Source organism: Nocardioides endophyticus (genome assembly GCF_039543845.1).
GTDB lineage: Bacteria > Actinomycetota > Actinomycetes > Propionibacteriales > Nocardioidaceae > Nocardioides > Nocardioides endophyticus.
In genome coordinates, this window is record NZ_BAABKN010000023.1 from 482,940 (window position 1) to 504,731 (window position 21,792).

A 21,792-nucleotide genomic window follows, 5' to 3' on the forward strand; every position below is an offset into this window, starting at 1 on the left:
GGATCGGGTCTGGTGTGGCGCCGCCCATCGCGGCACAGTCGTCTCGACGAGTACCCGACCAAGCACGAGCGGGAGGTCGCCGCTGTCCAGTGCGAGGCGGGCATCCCGCCCCGGCTGCGGGGCTACCTCCTCTACATCGCCTGGGATTCGCCCGACGACTTCGAACCCAACGGTGACGTCGCTGGCGTCTGCTTCGTCCACGACTCCGGTGGGTCCCTCCCCGCGCGACCTGGAGGCGAGGCCGCCCGCTAGCGTGCGGGCGGTGAGTAGCCTGCTGATCCGCAACGCCCGCCTGGTGCCGCTGGGTGCCGGGGAGACCGCACCCGACGCGCCGGTCGACATCGCGGTCGAGCGCGGCGTCGTGACGGCGATCGGTTCGGCGCTCGAGCGGCCCAATGGGGTCGAGGAGATCGACGCCGAGGGGCGCTGGGTGATCCCGGGACTCTGGGACCAGCACACCCACCTGGCGCAGTGGACGCTGTCGTCCCAGCGGCTCGACCTGGCGGGGGCGCGCTCGCCCGAGGACGCCACTCGGCTGGTCGCCGAGCGGATCGCGGACTACCCCGACCTCCCGGTGATCGGGTGGGGCCACCGCTCGGCCGGGTGGCACCGCGAGGTCACGGTGTCGGAGCTCGACGCCGTCTCGGGCGACACGGCCGTGGTGCTGATCAGCGGCGACGGCCACCACGCCTGGCTGAACACCACGGCGCTGCTGCACCTCGCGATGCCGGTCCGCGACTCGGTGGTGCGCGAGACCGAGTGGTTCGCGGCGTACCCCCGTCTGGTCACGCTCGTCGGCAACGACGGCACCTCGCCCGAGGCCTACCGCCGGATGCTCGACGAGGCCGCGGGCCGGGGGATCGCCGGCCTGGTCGACTTCGAGTTCGGCGCGGGCATCGAGGAGTGGAGCGAGCGGTGGGTGCAGGGCTGCGACCGCCTGCGGATCCGCGCCGCGACGTACTCACATCTGCTCGACGACGTGATCGCCGCCGGACTGCGCACCGGCGACGTGCTCCCCGGCTGCGACGACCGCGCGACGATGGGCCCGCTCAAGATCATCAGCGATGGCTCGCTCAACACCCGGACGGCCTGGTGCTGCGAGCCGTACGGCGACGCCCACAAGCTCGAGTACCCGTCCGGCCAGCCGAACCTCTCCGGCGCCGACCTGCGCGAGCAGCTCGCGCGGGCGCACGCCGCCGGCCTGGAGATCGCCACCCACGCGATCGGTGACGCCGCCGTGCGGGAGGCACTGGAGGCGTACGCCGAGACCGGCGCGCACGGCTCGATCGAGCACGCGCAGATGGCGCGCCGAGACGACGTACGGCGGATGGCGCAGCTCGGCGTCCGGGCCAGCGTGCAGCCCGCACATCTGCTCGACGACCGAGACCTGACCGACAAGATCTGGGGTGAGCGTGCGGAGCGCTGCTTCGCCTTCCGGTGGATGCTCGACGACGGGGTCGAGCTGGCCCTGGGGTCCGACGCACCCGTCTCACCGCTCGACCCGTGGCTGGCGATGGCCGCCGCCGTGCACCGCAGCGCCGACGACCGCGGGCCGTGGCACGGCGAGCAGGCGCTGACCGTCCGCGAGGTGCTGGCCGCCTCCGTCGACGGTCAGCCGACGGTCGCCGCCGGCTCCCGTGGTGACCTGGTGCTCCTCGACCGCGATCCGCTGCTGCGTGACGTGGAGGCGACGGACACGGCCGCGCTCGGCCGCGAGCTCCGGGCCATGCCCGTCGCCCTGACCGCCGTCGCCGGCCGCGTCGTGAGCGACGCTCGCTAGCGCAGCCGCTCGAGGACCAGGCCGGCGACGGCCTGCTGCTCGACGGCGAGCGGGTGGTAGGCGAGGGCTCGGCCCGCCGACGTGACCCGGCCGTTGATCCACGGCTCGTCGCCGCAGATGTCGTGGCCGGCGCTGGGCTCCCAGAGGTCGACGTAGTCCGCCTCCGTGTCGCCGGCGGCCTCCTCGACCGCGTCGTTCAGGTCCTCGTTGACCTGCCGGGCGAACGCGTAGTCGCCCTCGGCGAGAGGGAGCTCGTCGCAGCTGCCGGACTCCGGCACGATCTGTGGATAGCCGACGAGCAGGATGCGGGCCTTCGGGGAGCGCTCGCGGACGCCCGACACGACGTCGGCGAGGTTGCTGCGGATCCGCTCGAGCGACGCGTCGGTCCGGTCCTCGAACCTGGCGGTGCACGGGCTGCCGGTGGGGTCCGACGACGCCAGCTCGGTGCACTGGCCGAGCACGGCCGCGAAGAGGCCGTCGTCGTTGCCGCCCAGGCCGATCGTGACGAGGTCGGTGCCGCGACGGAGCGCGTCGAACTGCGGGGGTACGGCGCCGGTCATCCCGCGTTGCGGGCTCGTCATGTCCTCGGTCGCGGCGCCGCTGCAGCTGACGTCGGTCAGCGCCGTCCCGGGCATCCCCTTGGCGACCAGGGCGGGGTAGTTGACGCCCGAGCGCAGGCAGGCGTTGCTGGTGTCGGTCGGCGGAACGAGCGGGGCCGCGGTGTAGGAGTCGCCGAGCGCGACGTACGTGTCGTACGCCGTCGGCGCGGCCACCGGGCTGCCGGTCGTCTCAGCGGGACCCGGCGGGGGCGCTGATTCGGGGTCGCTGCCGCACCCGGCGAGAAGGACCCCCGGCAGGAGCAGGGCGATCAGGGCGCGGCGCATGACGTCGACCGTACGGGCGGGGCGGATACTGGCGACCATGGCCTCCAGCGACGACCCGGCCGCGCCCTCCGGAGGCGAGTCGCTGCTGACCGTCGTGGTTGCGCTCACCGCCAACGCCGTGCTGGCGGTCGCGAAGACGGTTGCCGCCCTGCTGACCGGGTCTGCGGCGATGGTCGCGGAGGCCGCGCACTCGTGGGCCGACGCGGGCAACGAGGTCTTCCTGCTGATCGCCGAGCGCAGCGGCAGCCGACCGCGCGACGAGGAGCACCCGCGCGGGTACGGGCGGGCGACGTACGCCTGGTCGATGATCGCCGCCTTCGGGCTCTTCACCGCCGGCGCCGTCGTCTCGATCTGGCACGGCGTCACGCAACTGACCTCCGAGTCCGAGGAGACCAGCTTCCTGGTCAACTACGTGGTGCTCGGCATCGCGTTCCTCCTCGAGGGCACGTCGTTCGTGCAGGCGAGCAGGCAGATCCACGGTGCGTCGCGGCGCTTCGGCATGCACCCGCTGCGGTACGTCACCCAGACGTCCAACCCGACGTTGCGCGCCGTCTTCTTCGAGGACTTCTCGGCGCTGCTCGGCATCCTGATCGCGGTGGCCGGCATCGGGCTGCACCAGCTCACCGGCAACGCCGTCTTCGACGCGATCGGGTCGATCGCGATCGGCGTGCTGCTGGCCTTCGTCGCGGTCTTCCTGATCCGCCGCAACATGGACTACCTGCTCGGCGAGGCGCCGTCGGCCGAGACCCGATCTCGGGTGATCGCCGGCATCCTCGAGCACCCGCAGGTCGAGCGCCTGACCTACCTGCACCTCGAGTTCGTGGGTCCCTCGCGGGTCTTCGTGGTCGCGGCCGTGGACCTCGTCGGCGACGACACCGAGGCGCACCTCGCCGTGCGCCTGCGCAGGGTCGAGGCCGACATCGAGGAGCACCCGTTGATCGAGGACGCCGTGCTGACCCTGTCGTTCCCGGACATGCCCTCGCTCACGCCGTAGGGCTCAGCCCGTCGGGTCGGCCGACCCGCGCAGGTAGGCGAGCACCGCGGAGACCCGGCGGTCGGAGCCGGGCTCGAACCGCAGCTTGGCGAAGATGTTGCCGACGTGCTTGCGCACCGCCGCCTCGCTGACCACGAGCACCTCGGCGATCGAGCCGTTGGTGCGGCCTTTGGCCATCAGCGCGAGCACCTCGCGCTCGCGCTCGGTCAGCGTCGCGAGCGGCCCGTCGTCGCGGCGCCGGCCGAGCAGCTTGCACGACCTGCCTCGCGGGGTCGGTCGCCGTCCTGCTGGTGGCGCGCGAGATCAGCCCGCTCTTCGCGCTGGTGATGGCGGTGCTGCTGCCGGAGGTCGTGGTGATCGGGCTGGTCTGCTTCGGGGGCCTGCTCTTCCCGTGGCTGGGTGGGCTTCTCGTGCGGCCGTTCGTCGGGCGCAGCGTCTCGGCCCGGCTCGCCCGCGACCACGTGCGCACCGCCGTACGCACCCCGGCGGCGATCGCCGCGCCGATCCTGGCGATCTCGGCCATCGCCGGGTCGCTCGTCGTCGCGCTCAGCTTCACCGCGGACTGGACGACGGCGATGGACCGGGCGCAACTGCACGCGCCGCTGGTCGTGGAGACCAACGGCGACCGCGAGGCCGCCGTACGTCTCGCCGGCGCGTCGGGGATCGCGGTCGCGGACCCGCGGACGACGATCACCGTCGGGCTCGGCTCCGAGGATGACCGCGAGGAGATCGACGTCGTCGACGTCGCCGCCGCCGCGGCTGCCCGCGGCCTGACCGCCGTGCGCGGTTCACTGGACCGCGTCGGCGACCGGCACGTCGCCGTCACCGAGACCTACGCGCTCGACTCCGGCACCGTCCTCGGCAGTCGCGTCCGGCTCCAGGTGGGGAGCAGGACGCTGCGACCGACGGTGGTCGCGGTCGTGAAGGACGCACCCGACCTGTACGCCGACGTGCTGCTGCCGCGCGGGCTCGTGCCGCGGCAGGCCGAGCGGGCCGTGCCCGACCCGGTCTTCGTGGACCCGGGCAGCGCCGAAGTACGCACCCTGCTGGCCGGCACCGACGCCCGGGTGCTGACGTCCGACGCCTGGATCGAGGAGGTCGACGCGCGCACCCGGGCCTCGAACGAGGTCGGACTGTGGGTGCTCCTCGGTCCGGCCGGGCTGTACGCCGGGATCGCGATCGTCAACGCCGTCCTGATCGGCGCCTCGCAGCGCCGGCGGCAGCGGCGCACCGTGGCGCTGTTCGGCGCCACCCCCGACCAGCTGCGCCGGATGGCGGTCTGGGAGGCGGGGTCGGTGGGCGCCGCTGCGCTGCTCGTCGGGGGCGCGGTGGTGGTGTTCGTCGGCGGGCTGATCCGCTACGCGACCACCCGCGACGTACCCGCCGTGGGCCTGACCATCCCGTGGGTGCCGCTGGCCGCGATCGCGACCACCTGCATCAGCCTGGCGGTGGTCGCCGCGCTGGCCGGCGCTCGGTTGACGGCCTGGTCGCGAGCGGCGTGACTCCTCGGGCACTTCATGAAGTTCTCGGGCGATGCAAAGGCCCAGAAGCTCAGGGATACCCGGTGGACCGGGTATCCCTGAGCCACGAATTTCCGCGAAACGCTTGACGACGAATATGTAAGTGCGCTGAACTAACAAACGTGACCCAGACCTCACCAGTGGGCCGGCAGCTCCGGCCTCGCGGCAAGCTCCTCCAGGAGGACGCCCGTCGCCATCACCGGTCGCTGCTGCTCCAGCAGCTCTTCCGGGAGGGGCCTGCGAGTCGCGCCGACCTGGCCCGCACCAGCGGGCTGACCCGGGTCACCGTGTCCGACCTGGTCGGCGAGCTGGTCACCGACGGGCTCGTCCAGGAGCTCGGCGCCCCGACCGAGAGTCGGGTCGGCAAGCCGCCGATGCTGGTCGGGCTGGCCGCCGACTCGACCCACGTGATCGGGATCGACCTGTCGGCCACGGACCGGATGACCGGCGCCGTCATCAACCTCGCAGGCAAGGTGCAGGCCCGCCACGAGCTGCCCCTCGATGGAGCCGTCGGCGATGCCGCCGTCGCGCTCGTGCACCGGCTCGCCCAAGAGCTGATCGCGATGACCGACCGCCCGGTGCTCGGCATCGGCGTCGGCAGCCCCGGTGTCGTCGACGCCGCCGGCACGGTCATCGACGCCCCCAACCTGGCCTGGACCGACACCCCGCTGGCGGCCAGTCTCGCCGACGCCCTCGGCGTCCCGGTCTTCGTCGCGAACGACGCCAACACCGCCGTCCTCGGCGAGCACACCTTCGGCGCCTCCGGCGACGGCGGCCTGATGGTGCTCCGGATCGGGACCGGTGTGGGTGCCGGCCTGGTGCTCGGCGGCTCCCTGCTCCACGGCCACCTCGGCGCCGCGGGCGAGATCGGCCACGTCGTCGTCGACCCCGACGGCGAGCGCTGCGCCTGCTCGCGCACGGGCTGCCTCGAGACGATCCTCGCCGTACCCCACCTGCGTCGTCGCCTCGCGGAAGGAGGCGATGCGGACGAGATCCTCGGCCGCGTCGGTGAGCAGCTCGGGGCTGCACTGGCGCCGGTCGTCGGGACGCTCAACCTGCACGAGCTGGTGCTCAGCGGACCGCAGGAGCTGCTCGACGGGCCGCTGCTCGAGGCCGCCGACCGGAGCATCCGCGAGCGGACCATGCCGGTCAGCTCAGCCGGACTCGTGGTCCGCACCTCGGAGCTCGGCGAGGACGTCGTCCTCGTCGGAGCCGCCGTCCTCGTCCTCTCCGGACAGCTCGGCGTCTCCTGACACCCATCTCGGAACCGGCACGACCCACACAACCCAGCAAGAGAAGCTCGACGAGAGGAATCAGCGGTGCGCATCAAGAAGACTTTGGCGGTCGCGGCCATCGCCGCGATGGCCGCGGCGACCCTGGCCGCCTGCGGCAGCGACAGCAGCGACGGTGACGCGTCGAGCGACGGGCCCAAGACGGCGGACATCCGCGTCTGGCTCAACGGGACGGACACGCCCCAGGAGGCCCGCGACTGGCTCAAGAAGACCTTCGAGGACCAGAACCCCGGCTCCACGCTGACCATCGAGCAGCAGGAGTGGGAAGGCCTCGTCGAGCGTCTGACGACCTCGCTCTCCAGCGAGTCGGAGACCCCGGACGTCGTCGAGATCGGCAACACGCAGGCCCCGACGTTCACTTCGGCCGGTGCGTTCTCCGACATGTCCGACCAGCTCGACAGCCTGGGCGGCGACGACCTGCTCCAGGGCTTCGTCGACGGCGCCACCATCGACGGCAAGACGTACGCCGTGCCGTACTACGCCGGCTCGAAGTACATCTTCTACCGCAAGGACCTCTTCAAGGCGGCCGGCCTGGACGTGCCGACGACGATGGACGAGTTCGTCGACGTGGCCATCGCCCTCAAGAAGGACAACCCCAAGCCGGCGAACTTCTCCGGCTTCTGGTTCCCCGGACAGGACTGGCGCAACGGTGCCGCCTTCATCTGGAACGCGGGTGGCGACCTGGCGGTCGCTGACGGCGACGAGTGGTCCGGTGCCCTGGCCGACGAGGACTCCGTCGCCGGTCTCGAGACCGCGCAGAAGCTCTTCACCGAGGCCTCGGGTGCGCCCAAGGACGGCAACGAGGCCGACTCGTGGACGCCGTTCTGCGCCGGCGAGATCGGCATGGTGTCGGCCCCCGGCTGGATCAAGGGCCTGATCGAGGACCCGAAGACCGGGTGCCCCGACACCTACGGCAAGGAGATCGGCGTCTTCGCCCTGCCCGGCACTGACGGCGAGCCCGCCCCGGTCCTGCTCGGCGGCTCGGACATCGCGATCGCGGCCAAGTCCGCCAACCAGAGTCTGGCCCAGAAGGCCGTCGCGCTGATGCTCAGCGAGGACTACCAGACGATCATGGCCCAGGCCGGTCTCACGCCGGCGCTGACCTCGCTCGCGCCGCTGCTCGGTGACGACGAGTTCGCCGAGGCCACCATTGCCGCCGCCTCCAACGCCAAGCTCACCCCGGCGGCGCCGGGCTGGGCCAACGTCGAGGGCTCGCGGGTCCTGGAGGACCTGTTCGTCGCGATCGCCCAGGGTGGCGACGTGGCCGAGCTGGCCGCCAAGGCCGACGAGCAGATGGACGAGCAGATCAACGGCTGACCAGCCGCGACCACGAGCTCGACCAGCAAGACGGCCGGGGCGGTGCGATCCGCCGCCCCGGCCGTGCCATGCCCCGGTGTGTCTCGACAGGCTCGACAACCGGAGATGAAGGGAGGAGACGATGACCGACATGACCGTCAAGGCCGACGCTGAGCTCGGCCGTCCGCCGAAGCCACGCCGCAGCGTCTTGCCGTACCTGTTCCTGGTCCCCGCCGTCGCCGCCCTCGGCCTGGCGCTCGGCTACCCGCTGGTGCGCCAGCTGATGCTGTCCTTCCAGGAGTTCGGCCTGCAGCAGCAGTTCGGCAAGGCGCCCGAGTGGATCGGGCTGCAGAACTACCGCGACCTGGTCACGGACCCGTACCTCTGGCGGGTCACCCTGCGGTCCCTGCTCTTCTGCCTGGTCAACGCCGGCCTCACGCTGCTGATCGGCGTGGGCCTCGCGCTCCTGATGCGGCACATGTCGAAGTCGGTGCGGATCCTGGTGCAGACCGGGCTGCTGCTGGCCTGGGCGATGCCGGTCGTCGCCACGCTCACCGTCTGGGAGTGGCTCTTCGACACCCAGTACGGCGTCATCAACTACCTGCTCACCGGGATCGGCCTCGACTACGAGGGCCACTCCTGGCTGCTGCAGCCGCTCTCCTTCTTCTTCGTCGCGACCGTGATCGTCGTCTGGATGAGCGTCCCGTTCGTCGCGTTCACCGTGTACGCCGCGCTCACCCAGGTCTCCGAGGACATGGAGGAGGCGGCCGAGATCGACGGGGCCGGACCGTTCCAGCGCCTGCGCCACATCGTGCTGCCGACCATCCGGCCGGTGCTGCTCGTGGTCGGCCTGCTCCAGATCATCTGGGACCTGCGCGTGTTCACCCAGATCTACATCCTCCAGGAGGCCGGCGGGACGACTCGCGACACCAACCTCCTGGGCACCTACATCTACCGGCTCGGCATCGGCGGCGGGAAGTTCGGCATGGCCGCGGCCGTCGCCGTCTTCATGCTCGTCCTCACGGTCATCCTGACCGCGCCGTACGTCCGGTCCATGCTCAAGCAGGAGAAGGAGGACTGATGGCACGGGCTCCCCGCCGCTCGCTGCGGATCACCGCCAACACCCTCGGCGTCCTCGCCTTCCTGGTCACCGTCTTCCCGGTCTATTGGATGGTCAACAGCTCCTTCCTGGACCGCAACGAGATCCGCAACCCGGTCCCGACCTGGGTCCCCTTCGGGGGCAGCCTGGACAACTACCGGACCGTCTTCGAGACCGACCAGTTCGTCAACGCGCTCAAGATCAGCCTGATGGTCACCCTGCTGACGATCGTGGTCGCGCTGGCCTTCGCGTTCGTCGCGGCGGTCGCGGTGTCCCGCTTCCGGTTCCGCGGGCGGATGTCCTTCATCGTCACGCTGCTGGTGATCCAGATGATCCCCGTCGAGGGGCTCTTCATCTCCCAGTACAAGATGCTGGAGACGATGGACCTGCTCAACACGGTCGTCGGGCTCAGCATCGTCTACGTGTCGCTGGTGCTGCCCTTCACGATCTGGACCCTGCGCGGGTTCGTCGCCGGGGTGCCCTACGAGCTGGAGGAGGCGGCCATGATGGATGGCTGCTCACGCACGCAGGCGTTCTTCCGGATCACCTTCCCGCTGCTGGCGCCCGGCCTGGTCGCCACCGGCGTCTTCGGCTTCATCCAGGCCTGGAACGAGTTCACCCTCGCGCTCGTCGTGATGACCCGTGAGGACCAGCGCACCCTGCCGCTGTGGCTCTCGACCTTCACCGACGTCAACCGCGGCACCGACTGGGGCGGCATCATGGCCGGCTCCACCCTGATCGCCGTCCCCGTCATCGTCTTCTTCCTGATCGTCCAGGGCCGGATGGTCAGCGGCCTCACCTCCGGGGCGGTGAAGGGATGACCAGCCTGCGCACACTGGCCTTGCAGGTCCAGCTCCCCGCCTTCGTCGGGACGACGCTGCCCGACGAGTACGCCGAACTGCTGGCCGAGGGACTGGGTGGGGTCTGCTACTTCGCCACCAACACCTCCGACGGGCCCGCCGCCGTCGCCGAGCTCAGCGCCGCGATCAGGGCCGCCAACCCCCGCGCGGTGATCGCCGTGGACGAGGAGGGTGGTGACGTCACCCGGCTGCACGCCCTCGACGGCAGCCCGGTGCTCGGCCCCGCGGCTCTCGGCGCCGCCGGCGACCTCGGGCTCACCCGCGACACCGCCCGCGCGATCGGCGCCGAGCTGGCCGCGGCCGGGATCAACCTCGACCTCGGGCCGGTCGCCGACGTCAACTCCAACCCGGACAACCCGGTGATCGGCACCCGCAGCTTCGGGACGGAGCCCGCCCCTGCCGCCGCCCACGTCGCGGCGTGGGTGACCGGGCTGCAGGAGGCAGGCGTCGCCGCCTGCGCCAAGCACTTCCCCGGGCACGGCGACACCGCGCAGGACAGCCACCTCGAGCTGCCGACGGTCGAGGCCGACCTCGAGACCCTCTTCGCCCGCGAGCTGGTGCCGTTCGCGGCGGCCGTCGAGGTCGGGATCGCCTCGGTGATGACCTCCCACATCGTCGTACCCGCCCTCGATCCCGAGCTCCCCGGCACCCTGAGCGCCCCCGTGCTCGGGCTGCTGCGGGACCGGCTGGGGTACGACGGCGTCATCGTCAGCGACGCCCTCGACATGGCCGGCGCCTCGGCCGGGCGCGGCATCCCGGAGGCCGCGGTGCTGTCGCTCGCCGCTGGCACCGACCTGCTCTGCATCGGCACCGACGTCGCGGTCGCGACCGTGCGGGCGACCCAGGACGCCGTCGTCGCCGCGGTGGAGGCGGGACGCCTCTCCCGCGCGCGTCTCGAGGAGGCCGTCGCTCGGATCGACCGGATGCTCGACCGGCTCGCCGCGCCCGCGGCGTACGCCGTCGACGCGGACGCCCAGCTCAAGGGCGCCCGCCGGGCGCTGACGGTCGAAGGTGAGCTGCCCGACCTGCGCGACGCCGTCGTGGTCAGCGTCGCCACAGCCGCCAACATCGCGATCGGCGAGGTCCCGTGGGGCCTCGAGCCCGATGTGGTGATCGCCCCCGGCGAGCCCGCCCCGACGGGCCGGCCGGTCGTCCTGCAGGTGCGCGACGCGCACCGCCGGCCCGAGATCGTGGTCGATGGTGCGGCCGTCGTCGTCGAGTGGGGCTGGCCGGGTCCGCACGCCGGACCCGCGCCGAGGATCTGCACGCGTGGCTACTCTCGTCCCGGGGCAGCCGCCGTGACCGAACTGCTGAGGAAGGCCGGGTGGAAGCGGTGACCGCCGCACTGAGCGTGGGACTCGACATCGGGGCCACGAAGACGCTCGGGCTCGTGCTCGACCCGGACGGGGCGATCCTGGCCGAGGTCCGTGAGCCGACCGAGCCCGGTGCCGAGGGCATCGTGCGCTCGGCCGCCCGGGTCTTCGAGGCGTTGCGGGTCGCCACCGGCCAGCCGCTCGAGGGCACCGTCGGCGTCGGGATCCCCGGCCTCGTGGAGGTCGAGCGGGGGGCGGTCAAGCACGCGGTCAACCTCGGCGTGAACGGTGACTGGCTGCCGCTGCGCGACCTCCTCGCCGAGCGGCTCGGCGTCCCGGTGGTGCTCGAGAACGACGTCAACGCCGCCACCCTTGGTGCCGCGGCCCTCGACGACGCCACCGATCTCGTCTACGTCAGCATCGGCACCGGCCTCGCCGCAGGCCTGATGCTCGACGGCCGGCTGCGCCGCGGCGAGCACGGTGCCGCCGGCGAGATCGGGCACGTGCCCGTCGACCCACAGGGCGTCGTGTGCCAGTGCGGCCAGCGCGGCTGCCTGGAGACGATCGCCTCCGGCTCGGCCCTCGCCGCTGCCTGGCCGTCGGGCGGAGTGCCCCCGGCGCAGGCGCTGTTCGCCGCCGCCCGCTCCGGCGACCCGGCCGCGATCGCGGCCCGGGACCGGTTCTCCGCCGGCGTCGCCAGCGCGATCCGGGTGCTCAGCCTGGCCGTCGACCCGGCCAGCATCGTCCTCGGCGGCGGGGTCGCCCAGCTCGGCGACCCGCTGCGGATGTCGGTGGCCCAGGCGCTCCTCGCGCAGGCGTCGAGCTCGCCGTTCCTGGCCTCGCTGGACCTGGCCGGTCGGCTCCGGGTCATCCCGTCGGACTACCCGGTCGCCGCCGTGGGCGCGGCCTACCTCGGCCGATGAGCCCGGGAGTGCACAGGGTCCCGGGCCTCGTCGACCTCCAGGTCAACGGCGCGGCCGGCATCGACCTCACTGCCGAGCCGCACCGGCTCTGGGAGGTCGCCTCCGCGCTGCCGGCGTACGGCGTCGTCGCGTTCGTGCCGACCGTCATCACCAGCGACCCGGCCGCGCGTGAGCTGGCCCTGGTCACCCTCGCCGACGGACCGCCGGCGGGGTGGACCGGCGCCGAGCCGCTCGGCCTGCACTTCGAGGGGCCGATGATCGCGCCCAGCCGCAAGGGCGCGCATCCCGAGCACTGGCTGCGACCGCCGTCGCTGGACCTGGTCGACGGCTGGTCGCGTGAGGCCGGCGTGGTGATGGCCACGATCGCGCCCGAGCTGCCGGGCGCGCTGGAGGTCATCGAGCGACTGGTCTCCCAGGGGGTCGTCGTCTCGGTGGGCCACACCGCTGCCGACACGGCCGCGGTGCGTGCCGCCGTGGAGGCCGGTGCCCGGTGCGTCACCCACCTCGGCAACGCGATGCCGCCGATGCAGACCCGCGAGCCCGGCCCGATCGGCGTCGCGCTGGGTGGATCTCTCGGGGCCGGCGACCTGGTGGCCGGCGTGATCGCCGACGGGCACCACCTGCACCCCGACTTCCTGCGGACCGCCTGGCGTGCGCTCGGGCCGTCGCGCTTCCTCTCCGTGTCGGACACGACGGCCGCCCTGGGCCTGCCCGACGGTGCGACCCGGCTCGGTGACCAGGACGTGGTCGTCGCCGACGGGACCGTGCGGCTCCACGACGGCACCCTCGCCGGGTCGGCCGCTTCTCTGCTCGACTGCCTGCGCGTCCTGGTCGCCCAGACCGGCTGCTCCGTCGGGGAAGCGCTCGCCACCGCCACGACGACCCCGCTCGCGCTGCTCGGCCTCCCGCCCCGCGAGGAGCGGATCGAGCTCACCGACGACCTGGAGCTGCTCTGATGGAGGTCGTCCCGCTCTCGACAGCGGCCGAGGTCGGTGCGGTCGCGGCCGACACCATCGAGGCGCTGGTCCGCGCCCGCACCGACGCGGTGCTCGGGCTGGCGACCGGCTCGAGCCCGCTGCCGGCGTACCAGGAGCTGATCCGCCGGCATCGCGACGGCTCGGCTCCGTCGTACGACGGGGTCCGCTGCTTCACGTTGGACGAGTACGTCGGCCTGCCCGTCGGCCACCCGGAGAGCTATCGGGAGACGATCTTCCGCGAGCTCACCGACGGGCTCGGCATCGCGCGCGACCGGGTCGCCAGTCCGGACGCGTCCGACCCCGAGCACGCCGGCCTCCGCTACGAGGAGGCGATCGTCGCCGCGGGCGGCGTGGACGTGCAGGTGCTCGGCATCGGTGCCGACGGCCACCTGGCCTTCAACGAGCCCGGGTCGTCGCTCGCCTCCGCCACTCGGATGAAGACGCTGACCGACCAGACCCGCCGCGACAACGCGCGCTTCTTCGGCTCGGTCGACGAGGTCCCGCGGCACGTGCTGACCCAGGGGCTCGGCACCATCCTGCGGGCCCGCCACCTGCTGCTCGTCGCCACCGGCGCGGGCAAGGCCGCGGCGGTCGCCGCCGCCGTCGAGGGCCCGCTGTCCGCGTCGTGCCCGGCCTCGGTCCTCCAGCTGCACCCGCACGCGACCGTGCTCCTCGACGAGGCGGCCGCGTCGTCGCTCGAACGCCTCGGCTACTACCGCGAGGTGTACGCCGGCAAGCCGTCCTGGCAGGATCTCTAAGCTCCCCGAGCCAGTCCTGCCTCGGCGCCGAGGAGAGGTCGAAGGGCCTCGGCCACGGTGCGCGCGATCGGCCCGCGCAGCCCGGGCCGGGAGCAGACGTAGAGCTGGAGCGGCTCCGGCGTCGGCAGGTCGTGACAGGGGACGAGCCCCTCGGGGGTGTGGCCGAGGGTCGCCATCAGGGCGACGCCGAGCCCGGCGCCGACCGCTGCCTGAACCCCGGCGAGCTGGGTCGCCTCGGCGCTGATCACCGCAGGCAGGTCGTGCGCAGAGAGCGTCTCCAGGGCCCGGTTGCGCAGGGAGCACGGGCTGTCGAACGCGACCACGGGCACCGACGCGTGAGCGTCGGGCCGAGACCAGCTCGGGGCGGCGTACCACGCCAGGTCGAGGTCGCCCACCAGCTCGGCACGCGACCCCTCGGCGTTGAGGAGCAACGCCAGGTCGAGCCGGCCGGTCGCGACGCCTTCGCGCAGCCGAGCGCCTCGGTCGATCCGGAAGCGGACCCGGTGGCTCGGCGCGGCGTCCGCGAGCCCGGCCGCCAGCGCGGGGAGCAGCTGTGCGGCGGCGTGCTCGGTCGACCCGATCGTCACCGTCTCCTCGGTCTCGGCGCCGAAGCCGCGCAGCGTGTCGTCGTGGAGAGCCAGGATGCGGCGCGCCTGCACGACCAGCTGCTCGCCGTCGGACGTGAAGCGGGAGCCGCGCCCGTGCCGCTCCACCAAGGGCCGGCCGATCGTGGACTCCAGCCGGCGTACGTGCTGGCTGACGGCGCCCTGGCTCAGGTGCAGCGACGAGGCGGCGCGCTGGAAGCCGCCGCAGTCGGCGATGGCCACCAGGCTGCGCAGCGTCGCAATGTCGAGTGATCCGCTCATATTTCTCAGAGTAACCCAGGGAGCCATTGCTTCTCGTGATCGGTCCGCATCACAAAGCCGCGTTGGAGTCCCGCCCTTTTGTCAACTAAGTTGCTACACATAAGAAACAACGACGGACAGGGGAGAGCCGACATGGTCGTCCAGCGCCAGATCCACCTCGGTGCGGTGCCCTACGGCACCGGTGGCCCGGGCAGCCACACGCTCTGGCTCGACCCGGAGATCCCGGTCGACGCGAGCGTCGACATCGACTGGTACGCCGGCGTGGCCGCGCTCGCCGAGCGCGGGAAGTTCGACTTGCTCTTCATCGTCGACAGCCAGTTCATCACGCCGTACTCGCCGCCCCATTACCTCAACCGCCTGGAGCCGCTGACGCTGCTGAGTGCGCTGGCCGGGCGCACCGAGCGGATCGGGCTGGTCGGCACCGCCACCACCAGCTTCAACAGCCCCTTCAACCTGGTGCGCCGCTTCGGCTCCCTCGACCTGATCAGTCGCGGCCGCGCCGGCTGGAACGTCGTGACCACCGGCGACGCCGGCACCGCCGGCAACTACGGCCTCGACGACCACTACGACTACGACACCCGCTACGGACGGGCGCAGGAGTACGTCGAGCTGGCCCGCGCGCTGTGGGACTCGTACGAGGACGACGCGTTCGTCCGTGACCGCGAGACCGGGGTCTTCCTCGACCGGGCCAAGCAGCACGTGCTCGACCACGAAGGGCAGTACTTCAAGGTCCGCGGCCCGCTCAACCTGGTCCGCTCCGCCCAGGGCCACCCCGTGGTCTTCCAGGCCGGAGACTCCGACCAGGGCCGCGACCTCGGCGCCAGCGTCGGCGAGGGGATCTTCACCCACGCGCCGGACATCCCCGCGGGGCAGGCCTTCTACGACGACATCAAGGGCCGCGCCCGCGACAGGTTCGGGCGCAACCCCGACCACCTGGTGATCATGCCGGGCATCAAGGTCGTCGTCGGTGACACCGACGAGGAGGCCCGCGAGATCGAGGCCTTCAACAACGACCGCGATCACACCTTCGCGGCGGCACTCGCGGAGTTCGGTCGCCCCTTCGGCTGGCACGACTTCACCCAGTACGACCTCGACGCGCCCTTCCCCGCCGAGACCCTCGAGCTCGGGCGCCGCTCGTTCTACACCCAGGCCAAGGCGATCACCGACCGCGCCGTCGACAACGGCTGGACCCTGCGCCAGACCGTCGAGGCGACCCGCTACTTCCGCAAGAGCGAGTTCGTCGGCTCGGCCACCACTGTTGCCGACAAGCTCGTCGAGTGGTGGGAGGCCCGCGCCTGCGACGGCTTCAACATCGGGGTCGACCACCCGTCGAACTTCCAGCGGGTCGTCGACGAGGTCATCCCGATCCTCCAGGAGCGCGGTGTCTACCGCGCCGACTACGACGCGACCACGCTGCGGGGCCATCTCGGGCTCCCCGTGCCGGTCAACCGTCACACCGCCGCCCGAGCGGGCGCCGGCGTGCCGGTCTGAAGGCCCGGGCGCCCGGCCCGCACCCGGTCGGGCGCCCGGCACTACGTACGAATCCCTCCCCGAACCCCCGAAAGGCACCAGCCCGATGCCGACGTTCTCCCGTTCCACCCGCACCAACGTGCCGAACCTGAACCGCCGTACCTTCCTGGGCGCCAGCCTGGGTGCCGGTCTGATCCTCGCGCTCGAGGCCTGCGGCGGTACGTCGTCCGGCGGTGCCAGCGGCTCCGGCGGCGGCTCCGGCGGCGGCACGATCAAGTGGGCCTGGCAGCTGCCGACGACCTGGGACCCGGTCACGTCCTCCGCCGGCTCGGACGTGCAGATGCTTGCGCTCGCCTACGACCCGATCACCGCTCTCGACGAGCAGGGCAACGCGATCCCCTGGCTCGCCGAGTCCTGGACCTACGACAAGTCGGGCAAGCAGGTGACCTTCAAGCTCAAGAGCGGCCTGAAGTTCAGCGACGGAAGTCCGCTGGACGCCGAGGCGGTCGCGAAGTCGATCGAGCGCGGCCGGACCCAGGACGGGTCCCTCATCGCGCCGCAGCTGGCGACCATCAAGAAGGTCTCGGCCTCCGGCGAGCTCGACGTCGTGGTCGAGCTCAGCGAGGTCGACTATCAGTACCCGCTGCTGTTCGCCGGCAAGACGGGCATGGTCGTCAACCCGGCGGTGTTCGAGAAGGACGCCGACTCGCTGGCGACGCAGCCGGCCGGCTCCGGACCGTTCGCGGTCACGAGCTACACGCAGAACGACCACGCCACCATGAAGAAGAACAGCCACTTCTTCGCGGCCGACGAGATCGAGGTCGCGGCGTTCGACCTCTACCCGCAGCCCGACCCGGCGACCGCGGTGGCGGCCGTGCAGTCCGGCCAGTTCAACCTCGTCCGCATCGGTGGCGCCCAGGTCGAGCAGGCCAAGCAGGCCGGTCTCGACGTCGACGTGATCGAGTCGATGTTCGTCAGCTGCCTCGACGTCCACTCCGGCATGGCGCCGTTCGACGACCCGGCCGCCGTCGAGGCGCTCAAGTTCGCGATCGACCGCGAGAAGATCAAGGAGGTCGCCAACTTCGGGATCGGCGACGTCAACTACCAGCCGTTCCCGCCCGGGTACGTCGGCTACAACGAGGACCTCGCCGAGGTCTACGCCTTCGACCCCGAGAAGGCGCGCTCGCTGCTCGCCGATGCCGGCTACGACAAGCCGGTCCCGGTGGTCCTCACCAGCTCCGGGTTCGCTCCCGCGGCGGTGGAGCTGATCCAGGCGCAGCTCAACGAGGTCGGCTTCGAGGCGAAGATCGAGACGATCCCCGGCACCCAGCACACCCAGCTCGTCTACATCGAGCACTCGAAGGCGCTGACGTACGACGGCTTCGCCGGCCGTGAGTCGCCGGTGCAGGCGTTCCAGGTGCTGTTCGGCGCGGAGGGCTTGATGAACCCGAACCGCTGGAGCAACCCGGCGCTCGAGGCACAGCTGAAGAAGGTCAAGGAGACGCCGACCGATGCGGCCGAGTACCCCGCGCTCCTTCAGGAGGCGACCAAGATCGCGGTGACGTCGTACCCGAACACCTTCCTCTTCCAGACGCCGTCGATCGTCGTTCGCAAGGGCGTCTCGAAGCTACCGGCCTCGCCGAGCCTGCGCCGCTTCGAGGGAGTGACCGCGTCGTGAGCCTGGCCGCGCCGGCTCCGGCGGCCGTGGCGCGCGCCCCGCAGGTGCCACGGGCGGCCAGCCGCACCTTGCCGTTCCTGCGGTCCCTGCTCGGGGTCCTGGTCGTCACCGTGACGGTGCTCTTCCTGGCGTCGGTCATCACCTTCACGCTCGGCGCGCTGAGCGACAGCAACCCGGCGGCGGCCGCGCTCGGCGAGACCGCGACCCAGCAGGACATCGACCGGCTCAACCACGAGTTCGGACTCGACCGGCCGCTGGTCGTCCAGTACTTCTCGTGGGTCGGCAATGCGCTCACCGGCGACCTCGGCCGGTCCTGGTTCACCACGATCCCGGTCACCGACAGCATCAAGACCGCCCTCCCTGTCGACCTCTCGATCGCGGCGCTCGCGCTCGTGCTCGCCCTCGTCATCGGCGGCGGCGCCGGGATCGGTGCCGCGCTCAGCAACGGCGGGATCATCGACCGCGCGGTGACGCTGGTCTGCTCGATCCTCGGCACGCTGCCGCCGTTCGTCATCGGCATGGCGCTGATCGTCGTCTTCGCGGTCAAGCTCCAGGTCCTGCCGGCGGGCGGCTACGTGCCGATCAACGTCGACCCGGGCGAGTGGCTGCGGTTCTCGATCCTGCCGGCTCTGGCGCTCAGCCTCGACGTGGCGGCCTCGATCGCCCGCCAGCTGCGCACGTCGCTGGTCGGCGAGCTGCGCGAGAACTACGCGGTCGGAGCGGAGATGCGCGGCTTCGGACGGCGGCGGGTGCTCTTCGGGCACGTGCTGCGCAACGCCGCCGGCCCGACGCTGGCCGTCATCGGCCTCGCGATCCCGCTGATCATCGGCGGCGCGGTGATGACCGAGAAGCTCTTCGGTCTGCCCGGCATCGCCCAGCTGGCGCTCCAGTCGGCGGAGAAGGGCGACGTCCCGGTCGTGCTCGGCACCCTGCTGGTAACCGCGGTGATCGTGGTCGCGGCGAGTCTGGTGATCAACGTGCTGCAGACGGCGCTCAACCCGGTCGCGCGTCGCGGTGCCGGTACGGCGAAGGCAGCCCGATGAAGACCCTGAAGGCACTCTGGCGCATCCCGAGCGCGCGGCTGGCGCTCCTGGTCCTCGCGGCGATCGCGTTCCTCGCGGTGTTCGGCGGCGCGCTCGCGCCGCACGACCCGCTGAAGCAGTACACCGACGAGGTCCTCCAGGGCCCGAGCAGCGCGCACTGGCTCGGCACCGACTACGTCGGCCGCGACGTGCTGAGCCGGCTGATGGCCGGCACCCGGCTGTCGGTGGTCGGGGCCCTCGAGGCGGTCCTCATCGGCGCCCTGCTCGGGGTCCCGTCCGGGCTGGTGTCGGCATGGCTCGGGCCGCGCCTCGAGTGGATCACGCTGCGGATCAGCGACACCCTGGTGATCCTGCCGTTCACGGTGTTCGCCATCGCGGTCGCCGGCACGCTCGGCAATGGCCTCCAGCAGGCGATGATCGCGATCGGCGTCCTGATGAGCCCGATCTTCTACCGGGTCACCCGGGCGGCCGCCATCGGCCTGCGCCGGACGCAGTACGTCGAGGCCGCCGAGCTGATGGGCGCCACCGAGTGGTGGACGCTGCGCAAGCACATCTGGAGCAAGGTGCTGCCGAACGTCGCGGTGACCGCGGCGCAGGCGATGGGCGCCGCGCTGCTGGTCGTCGCGTCGCTCGCCTTCCTCGGGCTCGGCATCACCCCGCCCGCGCCCACCTGGGGCGGGATGCTCTCGGCCGACCTCGGCTACCTCTCCCAGCAGCCCTGGGCGCCGATCTTCCCGGCGCTGCTGATGATGGCCACCGTCGGATCGCTCAACCTCCTCGCCGACTCGATGCGCGACGTCACCGGCGCCACCACCGCCCCGCGGCGCCGCCCGCGTCGTACGACCGCACGCCCGGAGAAGCAGAGCCGTGAGGAGCAGAGCGATGTCGTCCCAGCCTGATCACCAGCCTCGGCGGACCCTGGAGGTCACCGACCTCCAGGTCTCCGTCGGCGACCACCTGGTCGCCGTGCAGGACGTGTCCTTCACGATCGGCCGCGGTGAGTCCGTCGGGCTCGTCGGGGAGTCCGGCAGCGGGAAGACGCTGACCTGCCGGGCCGTGCTCGGTCTGCTCCCCGCGACCGGCCACGTCGACCGCGGCCGGATCGTCCTCGGCGACGGCGCGGACACGGTCGAGCTGACCGACGCGAAGCGCGGCACCTGGGACCGGGTGCGCGGGCTGCGGCTCGGCGCGGTGTTCCAGGACCCGACGTCATACCTCAACCCCTCTCTCACGGTCGGCCACCAGCTCGCCGAGCAGCTGCGAGTCAAGCGGCGGCTGTCTCGCCGGGACGCGCACGCGCGCTCGGTCGAGCTGTTCGCCGAGGTCGGGCTCCGCGACCCCGCCGGGGTGTTCCACCAGTACCCGCACCAGCTGTCCGGCGGCATGCTCCAGCGCGTCCTCATCGCGATCGCCGTGTCCTGCGAGCCCGAGCTGCTGATCGCGGACGAGGCGACGACGGCGCTCGACGTGGTCATCCAGGCGGAGATCCTCGGGTTGCTCCGCCGGCTGCGTGAGACCCATCAGCTCTCGCTGCTGCTCGTCACCCACGACCTGGCGGTGGTGGCCGAGACGTGCGAGCGGATCCTCGTCATGTACGGCGGCCAGATCGTCGAGAGCGGCCCGACGGAGGAGGTGCTGCGCAGCCCGCGGCACCCCTACACCCAGGCCCTGATGGGCGTCGCGACGATCGGCAACTGGCAACGGCGCAAGCTCGACGTGATCCCCGGCCAGCCGCCCGCCGCCGGTGCGGAGATGCCCGGGTGCCGGTTCGCGCCGCGCTGCGCCTACGCCAGCGCCCGGTGCGTCGCCGGCGCCGTGCCGCTGACCGATCTCGGCCACGAGCGCTCCGCCCGCTGCGTGCTCGTCGACGACCTGTCCGCCCCGTCCGTCCAGGAGGTGTCCGCATGACGACCACCCACGAGGTCCGGGTGCCGGGACGCGTCGCCGAGGCCGAGGCGTCGCTGCTCCAGGTGCGTGGCCTGTCGGTGTCGTACGCACCGCCCCGGAAGGCGGCGAGCCTCGGCACCGGAGCAGCCCTCGCCGACGCCGACCTCGACGTCCGGCTCGGTGAGGTGGTCGGCATCGTCGGCGAGACCGGCTCCGGCAAGACCACGCTCGCACGGGCCACCGTGGGGCTGGTGCGCCCGCTCGCCGGCAGCATCGAGTTCGCCGGCGAGGACGTCGGAGCGCTGCGTGGCCGGGCGCTGCGCGCCTTCCGCCGGTCGGGGCAGGTGCAGCTGGTCTTCCAGGACCCGCTCCGCTCGCTCGACCCCGACCTCACGGTCGCCGACCTGGTCCGCGAGCCCCTCGACATCGCCGGCACGCTGTCTCGGCGCGACCGTGCCGAGCGGGTCGACGAGTCGCTCCGGCTGGTCGGCCTCGACCCCGACGCGATGCGGGACCGGCAGCCGCGTGAGCTCTCGGGCGGCCAGCGCCAGCGCGTCTCGATCGCCCGCGCGATCTCGACCCGTCCGCGGCTTCTCTTCTGCGACGAGCCGGTCTCGGCGCTCGACGTCTCCAACCGCAACCTGGTCCTCAACCTGCTCGACCAGCTGCGCCGTGAGCTCGGCCTCGCCGTCGTCATCATCGCCCACGACCTCAGCTCCCTGGCCGGCATCGCCGATCGCGTCGCGGTCTTCTACCGCGGCCGGATCGTCGAGCAGGGGCCGATCCACGAGGTGCTGGAACGCCCGGCGCATCCCTACACCGCGCTGCTGACGGCCTCCGCCCCGAGTGTGGAGCCAGGTGCCGGTCAGAGCGCCCGGTTGCGACCCGAGCAGCTGGTCCCGCCAGCGGGCAGCCGGCCCTGGCCCACCGACGGCGTCTGCGTCTTCGCGCAGCGCTGCCCCTTCGCCCACGATGCCTGCACCGACCAGCCGGCGCTGCTGCCGATCCAGCGCGCGCCGGGCCGGCTCGCGGCCTGCCACGTCGCCGCTTCCTGGCGCGACCGACTCGGCGGCCACCAGGCCGAGCGCGAGTCGGCCTGAGCCGTCCATCCCCACCCGCACCGCCACCGACGTAACCCCGACGAACGGAGAA

21 protein-coding genes are annotated in these 21,792 nt (G+C 72.2%); 18 read left to right on the plus strand and 3 right to left on the minus strand.

Annotated elements, in window-relative coordinates; all coding sequences use genetic code 11:
• Window positions 1-12 precede the first annotated feature (12 nt).
• Entirely contained in the window at window positions 13-252 is a 240-nt protein-coding gene (locus tag ABEA33_RS19425; protein WP_345528585.1) for a hypothetical protein, read from the plus strand.
• A gap of 10 nt (window positions 253-262) precedes the next feature.
• Window positions 263-1,780, plus strand: a complete 1,518-nt coding sequence (locus ABEA33_RS19430; protein ID WP_345528586.1) for an amidohydrolase — start codon at window positions 263-265, stop codon at window positions 1,778-1,780.
• Here ABEA33_RS19430 and ABEA33_RS19435 read toward each other — a convergent pair.
• Window positions 1,777-2,664 carry an SGNH/GDSL hydrolase family protein gene (locus ABEA33_RS19435; RefSeq protein WP_345528587.1) on the minus strand — a complete coding sequence of 296 codons (888 nt, stop codon included), beginning with the start codon at window positions 2,662-2,664 and terminating at the stop codon, window positions 1,777-1,779. The genes ABEA33_RS19430 and ABEA33_RS19435 overlap by 4 nt on opposite strands.
• 37 nt (window positions 2,665-2,701) lie before the next feature.
• On the opposite strand from ABEA33_RS19435, the gene ABEA33_RS19440 reads away from it, so the two are divergent.
• Window positions 2,702-3,658 carry a cation diffusion facilitator family transporter gene (locus tag ABEA33_RS19440; RefSeq protein WP_345528588.1) on the plus strand — a complete coding sequence of 319 codons (957 nt, stop codon included), beginning with the start codon at window positions 2,702-2,704 and terminating at the stop codon, window positions 3,656-3,658.
• Window positions 3,659-3,661: 3 nt separating this feature from the next.
• Here ABEA33_RS19440 and ABEA33_RS19445 read toward each other — a convergent pair whose 3' ends face one another.
• Complete coding sequence (locus ABEA33_RS19445; RefSeq protein WP_425577453.1) at window positions 3,662-3,907, minus strand: response regulator transcription factor; 246 nt, start codon at window positions 3,905-3,907, stop codon at window positions 3,662-3,664.
• Between the two features lie 41 nt (window positions 3,908-3,948).
• Between ABEA33_RS19445 and ABEA33_RS19450 the strand changes: the two genes are divergently transcribed.
• The 9 genes from ABEA33_RS19450 to ABEA33_RS19490 all read left to right on the plus strand — a co-directional run bounded on the left by ABEA33_RS19450 (window position 3,949) and on the right by ABEA33_RS19490 (window position 13,696).
• Window positions 3,949-5,160 (plus strand): FtsX-like permease family protein, encoded by a 1,212-nt coding sequence (locus ABEA33_RS19450; protein WP_345528589.1) that lies wholly within the window; start codon window positions 3,949-3,951, stop codon window positions 5,158-5,160.
• A 140-nt stretch (window positions 5,161-5,300) separates the two neighbouring features.
• A complete protein-coding gene (locus ABEA33_RS19455; protein WP_345528590.1) occupies window positions 5,301-6,431 on the plus strand; it encodes an ROK family transcriptional regulator in 1,131 nt (376 codons plus the stop codon).
• Between the two features lie 66 nt (window positions 6,432-6,497).
• Window positions 6,498-7,787, plus strand: a complete 1,290-nt coding sequence (locus ABEA33_RS19460; RefSeq protein WP_345528591.1) for an extracellular solute-binding protein — start codon at window positions 6,498-6,500, stop codon at window positions 7,785-7,787.
• A 121-nt stretch (window positions 7,788-7,908) separates the two neighbouring features.
• Window positions 7,909-8,847, plus strand: a complete 939-nt coding sequence (locus tag ABEA33_RS19465; RefSeq protein WP_345528592.1) for a carbohydrate ABC transporter permease — start codon at window positions 7,909-7,911, stop codon at window positions 8,845-8,847.
• Window positions 8,847-9,686 (plus strand): carbohydrate ABC transporter permease, encoded by an 840-nt coding sequence (locus ABEA33_RS19470; RefSeq protein ID WP_345528593.1) that lies wholly within the window; start codon window positions 8,847-8,849, stop codon window positions 9,684-9,686. Before ABEA33_RS19465 ends, ABEA33_RS19470 begins: the two co-directional genes overlap by 1 nt.
• On the plus strand, window positions 9,683-11,062 hold the full coding sequence (locus ABEA33_RS19475) for a glycoside hydrolase family 3 N-terminal domain-containing protein (RefSeq protein WP_345528594.1): 1,380 nt from the start codon (window positions 9,683-9,685) through the stop codon (window positions 11,060-11,062). Before ABEA33_RS19470 ends, ABEA33_RS19475 begins: the two co-directional genes overlap by 4 nt.
• Window positions 11,050-11,961 carry an ROK family protein gene (locus tag ABEA33_RS19480; protein ID WP_345528595.1) on the plus strand — a complete coding sequence of 304 codons (912 nt, stop codon included), beginning with the start codon at window positions 11,050-11,052 and terminating at the stop codon, window positions 11,959-11,961. Before ABEA33_RS19475 ends, ABEA33_RS19480 begins: the two co-directional genes overlap by 13 nt.
• Before the next feature lie 8 nt (window positions 11,962-11,969).
• Window positions 11,970-12,917, plus strand: coding sequence for an N-acetylglucosamine-6-phosphate deacetylase (locus tag ABEA33_RS19485; RefSeq protein WP_345528596.1), 948 nt, complete (start codon window positions 11,970-11,972; stop codon window positions 12,915-12,917).
• On the plus strand, window positions 12,917-13,696 hold the full coding sequence (locus tag ABEA33_RS19490; protein ID WP_345528597.1) for a glucosamine-6-phosphate deaminase: 780 nt from the start codon (window positions 12,917-12,919) through the stop codon (window positions 13,694-13,696). Before ABEA33_RS19485 ends, ABEA33_RS19490 begins: the two co-directional genes overlap by 1 nt.
• Here ABEA33_RS19490 and ABEA33_RS19495 read toward each other — a convergent pair.
• Window positions 13,693-14,562: a LysR substrate-binding domain-containing protein gene (locus tag ABEA33_RS19495; protein WP_345528598.1), complete on the minus strand. Its 870-nt coding sequence runs from the start codon at window positions 14,560-14,562 to the stop codon at window positions 13,693-13,695. The two genes, ABEA33_RS19490 and ABEA33_RS19495, sit on opposite strands and share 4 nt — an antisense overlap.
• Window positions 14,563-14,694: 132 nt before the next feature.
• On the opposite strand from ABEA33_RS19495, the gene ABEA33_RS19500 reads away from it, so the two are divergent.
• The 6 genes from ABEA33_RS19500 (at window position 14,695) to ABEA33_RS19525 (ending at window position 21,740) form a co-directional block, all read left to right on the plus strand.
• Window positions 14,695-16,053 (plus strand): NtaA/DmoA family FMN-dependent monooxygenase, encoded by a 1,359-nt coding sequence (locus ABEA33_RS19500; RefSeq protein WP_345528599.1) that lies wholly within the window; start codon window positions 14,695-14,697, stop codon window positions 16,051-16,053.
• A gap of 85 nt (window positions 16,054-16,138) precedes the next feature.
• Complete coding sequence (locus ABEA33_RS19505; RefSeq protein WP_345528600.1) at window positions 16,139-17,710, plus strand: ABC transporter substrate-binding protein; 1,572 nt, start codon at window positions 16,139-16,141, stop codon at window positions 17,708-17,710.
• On the plus strand, window positions 17,707-18,753 hold the full coding sequence (locus tag ABEA33_RS19510; RefSeq protein ID WP_345528601.1) for an ABC transporter permease: 1,047 nt from the start codon (window positions 17,707-17,709) through the stop codon (window positions 18,751-18,753). The genes ABEA33_RS19505 and ABEA33_RS19510 overlap by 4 nt, the downstream gene beginning before the upstream one ends.
• The gene (locus ABEA33_RS19515) at window positions 18,750-19,652 is read left to right on the plus strand and encodes an ABC transporter permease (RefSeq protein WP_345528602.1); all 903 of its coding nucleotides are present in this window, start codon (window positions 18,750-18,752) and stop codon (window positions 19,650-19,652) included. The genes ABEA33_RS19510 and ABEA33_RS19515 overlap by 4 nt, the downstream gene beginning before the upstream one ends.
• Entirely contained in the window at window positions 19,636-20,661 is a 1,026-nt protein-coding gene (locus tag ABEA33_RS19520) for an ABC transporter ATP-binding protein (RefSeq protein ID WP_345528603.1), read from the plus strand. The genes ABEA33_RS19515 and ABEA33_RS19520 overlap by 17 nt, the downstream gene beginning before the upstream one ends.
• On the plus strand, window positions 20,658-21,740 hold the full coding sequence (locus ABEA33_RS19525; RefSeq protein ID WP_345528604.1) for an ABC transporter ATP-binding protein: 1,083 nt from the start codon (window positions 20,658-20,660) through the stop codon (window positions 21,738-21,740). Before ABEA33_RS19520 ends, ABEA33_RS19525 begins: the two co-directional genes overlap by 4 nt.
• Window positions 21,741-21,792 lie beyond the last annotated feature (52 nt).

Bases quoted from the DNA above. Each gene is read 5' to 3' on its own strand.
- ABEA33_RS19435 (WP_345528587.1), bottom strand. From the start codon at position 2,664: ATGCGCCGCGCCCTGATCGCCCTGCTCCTGCCGGGGGTCCTTCTCGCC.
- ABEA33_RS19440 (WP_345528588.1), top strand. From the start codon at position 2,702: ATGGCCTCCAGCGACGACCCGGCCGCGCCCTCCGGAGGCGAGTCGCTG.
- ABEA33_RS19465 (WP_345528592.1), top strand. From the start codon at position 7,909: ATGACCGACATGACCGTCAAGGCCGACGCTGAGCTCGGCCGTCCGCCG.
- ABEA33_RS19470 (WP_345528593.1), top strand. From the start codon at position 8,847: ATGGCACGGGCTCCCCGCCGCTCGCTGCGGATCACCGCCAACACCCTC.
- ABEA33_RS19475 (WP_345528594.1), top strand. From the start codon at position 9,683: ATGACCAGCCTGCGCACACTGGCCTTGCAGGTCCAGCTCCCCGCCTTC.
- ABEA33_RS19490 (WP_345528597.1), top strand. From the start codon at position 12,917: ATGGAGGTCGTCCCGCTCTCGACAGCGGCCGAGGTCGGTGCGGTCGCG.
- ABEA33_RS19495 (WP_345528598.1), bottom strand. From the start codon at position 14,562: ATGAGCGGATCACTCGACATTGCGACGCTGCGCAGCCTGGTGGCCATC.
- ABEA33_RS19500 (WP_345528599.1), top strand. From the start codon at position 14,695: ATGGTCGTCCAGCGCCAGATCCACCTCGGTGCGGTGCCCTACGGCACC.
- ABEA33_RS19505 (WP_345528600.1), top strand. From the start codon at position 16,139: ATGCCGACGTTCTCCCGTTCCACCCGCACCAACGTGCCGAACCTGAAC.
- ABEA33_RS19515 (WP_345528602.1), top strand. From the start codon at position 18,750: ATGAAGACCCTGAAGGCACTCTGGCGCATCCCGAGCGCGCGGCTGGCG.
- ABEA33_RS19520 (WP_345528603.1), top strand. From the start codon at position 19,636: ATGTCGTCCCAGCCTGATCACCAGCCTCGGCGGACCCTGGAGGTCACC.
- ABEA33_RS19525 (WP_345528604.1), top strand. From the start codon at position 20,658: ATGACGACCACCCACGAGGTCCGGGTGCCGGGACGCGTCGCCGAGGCC.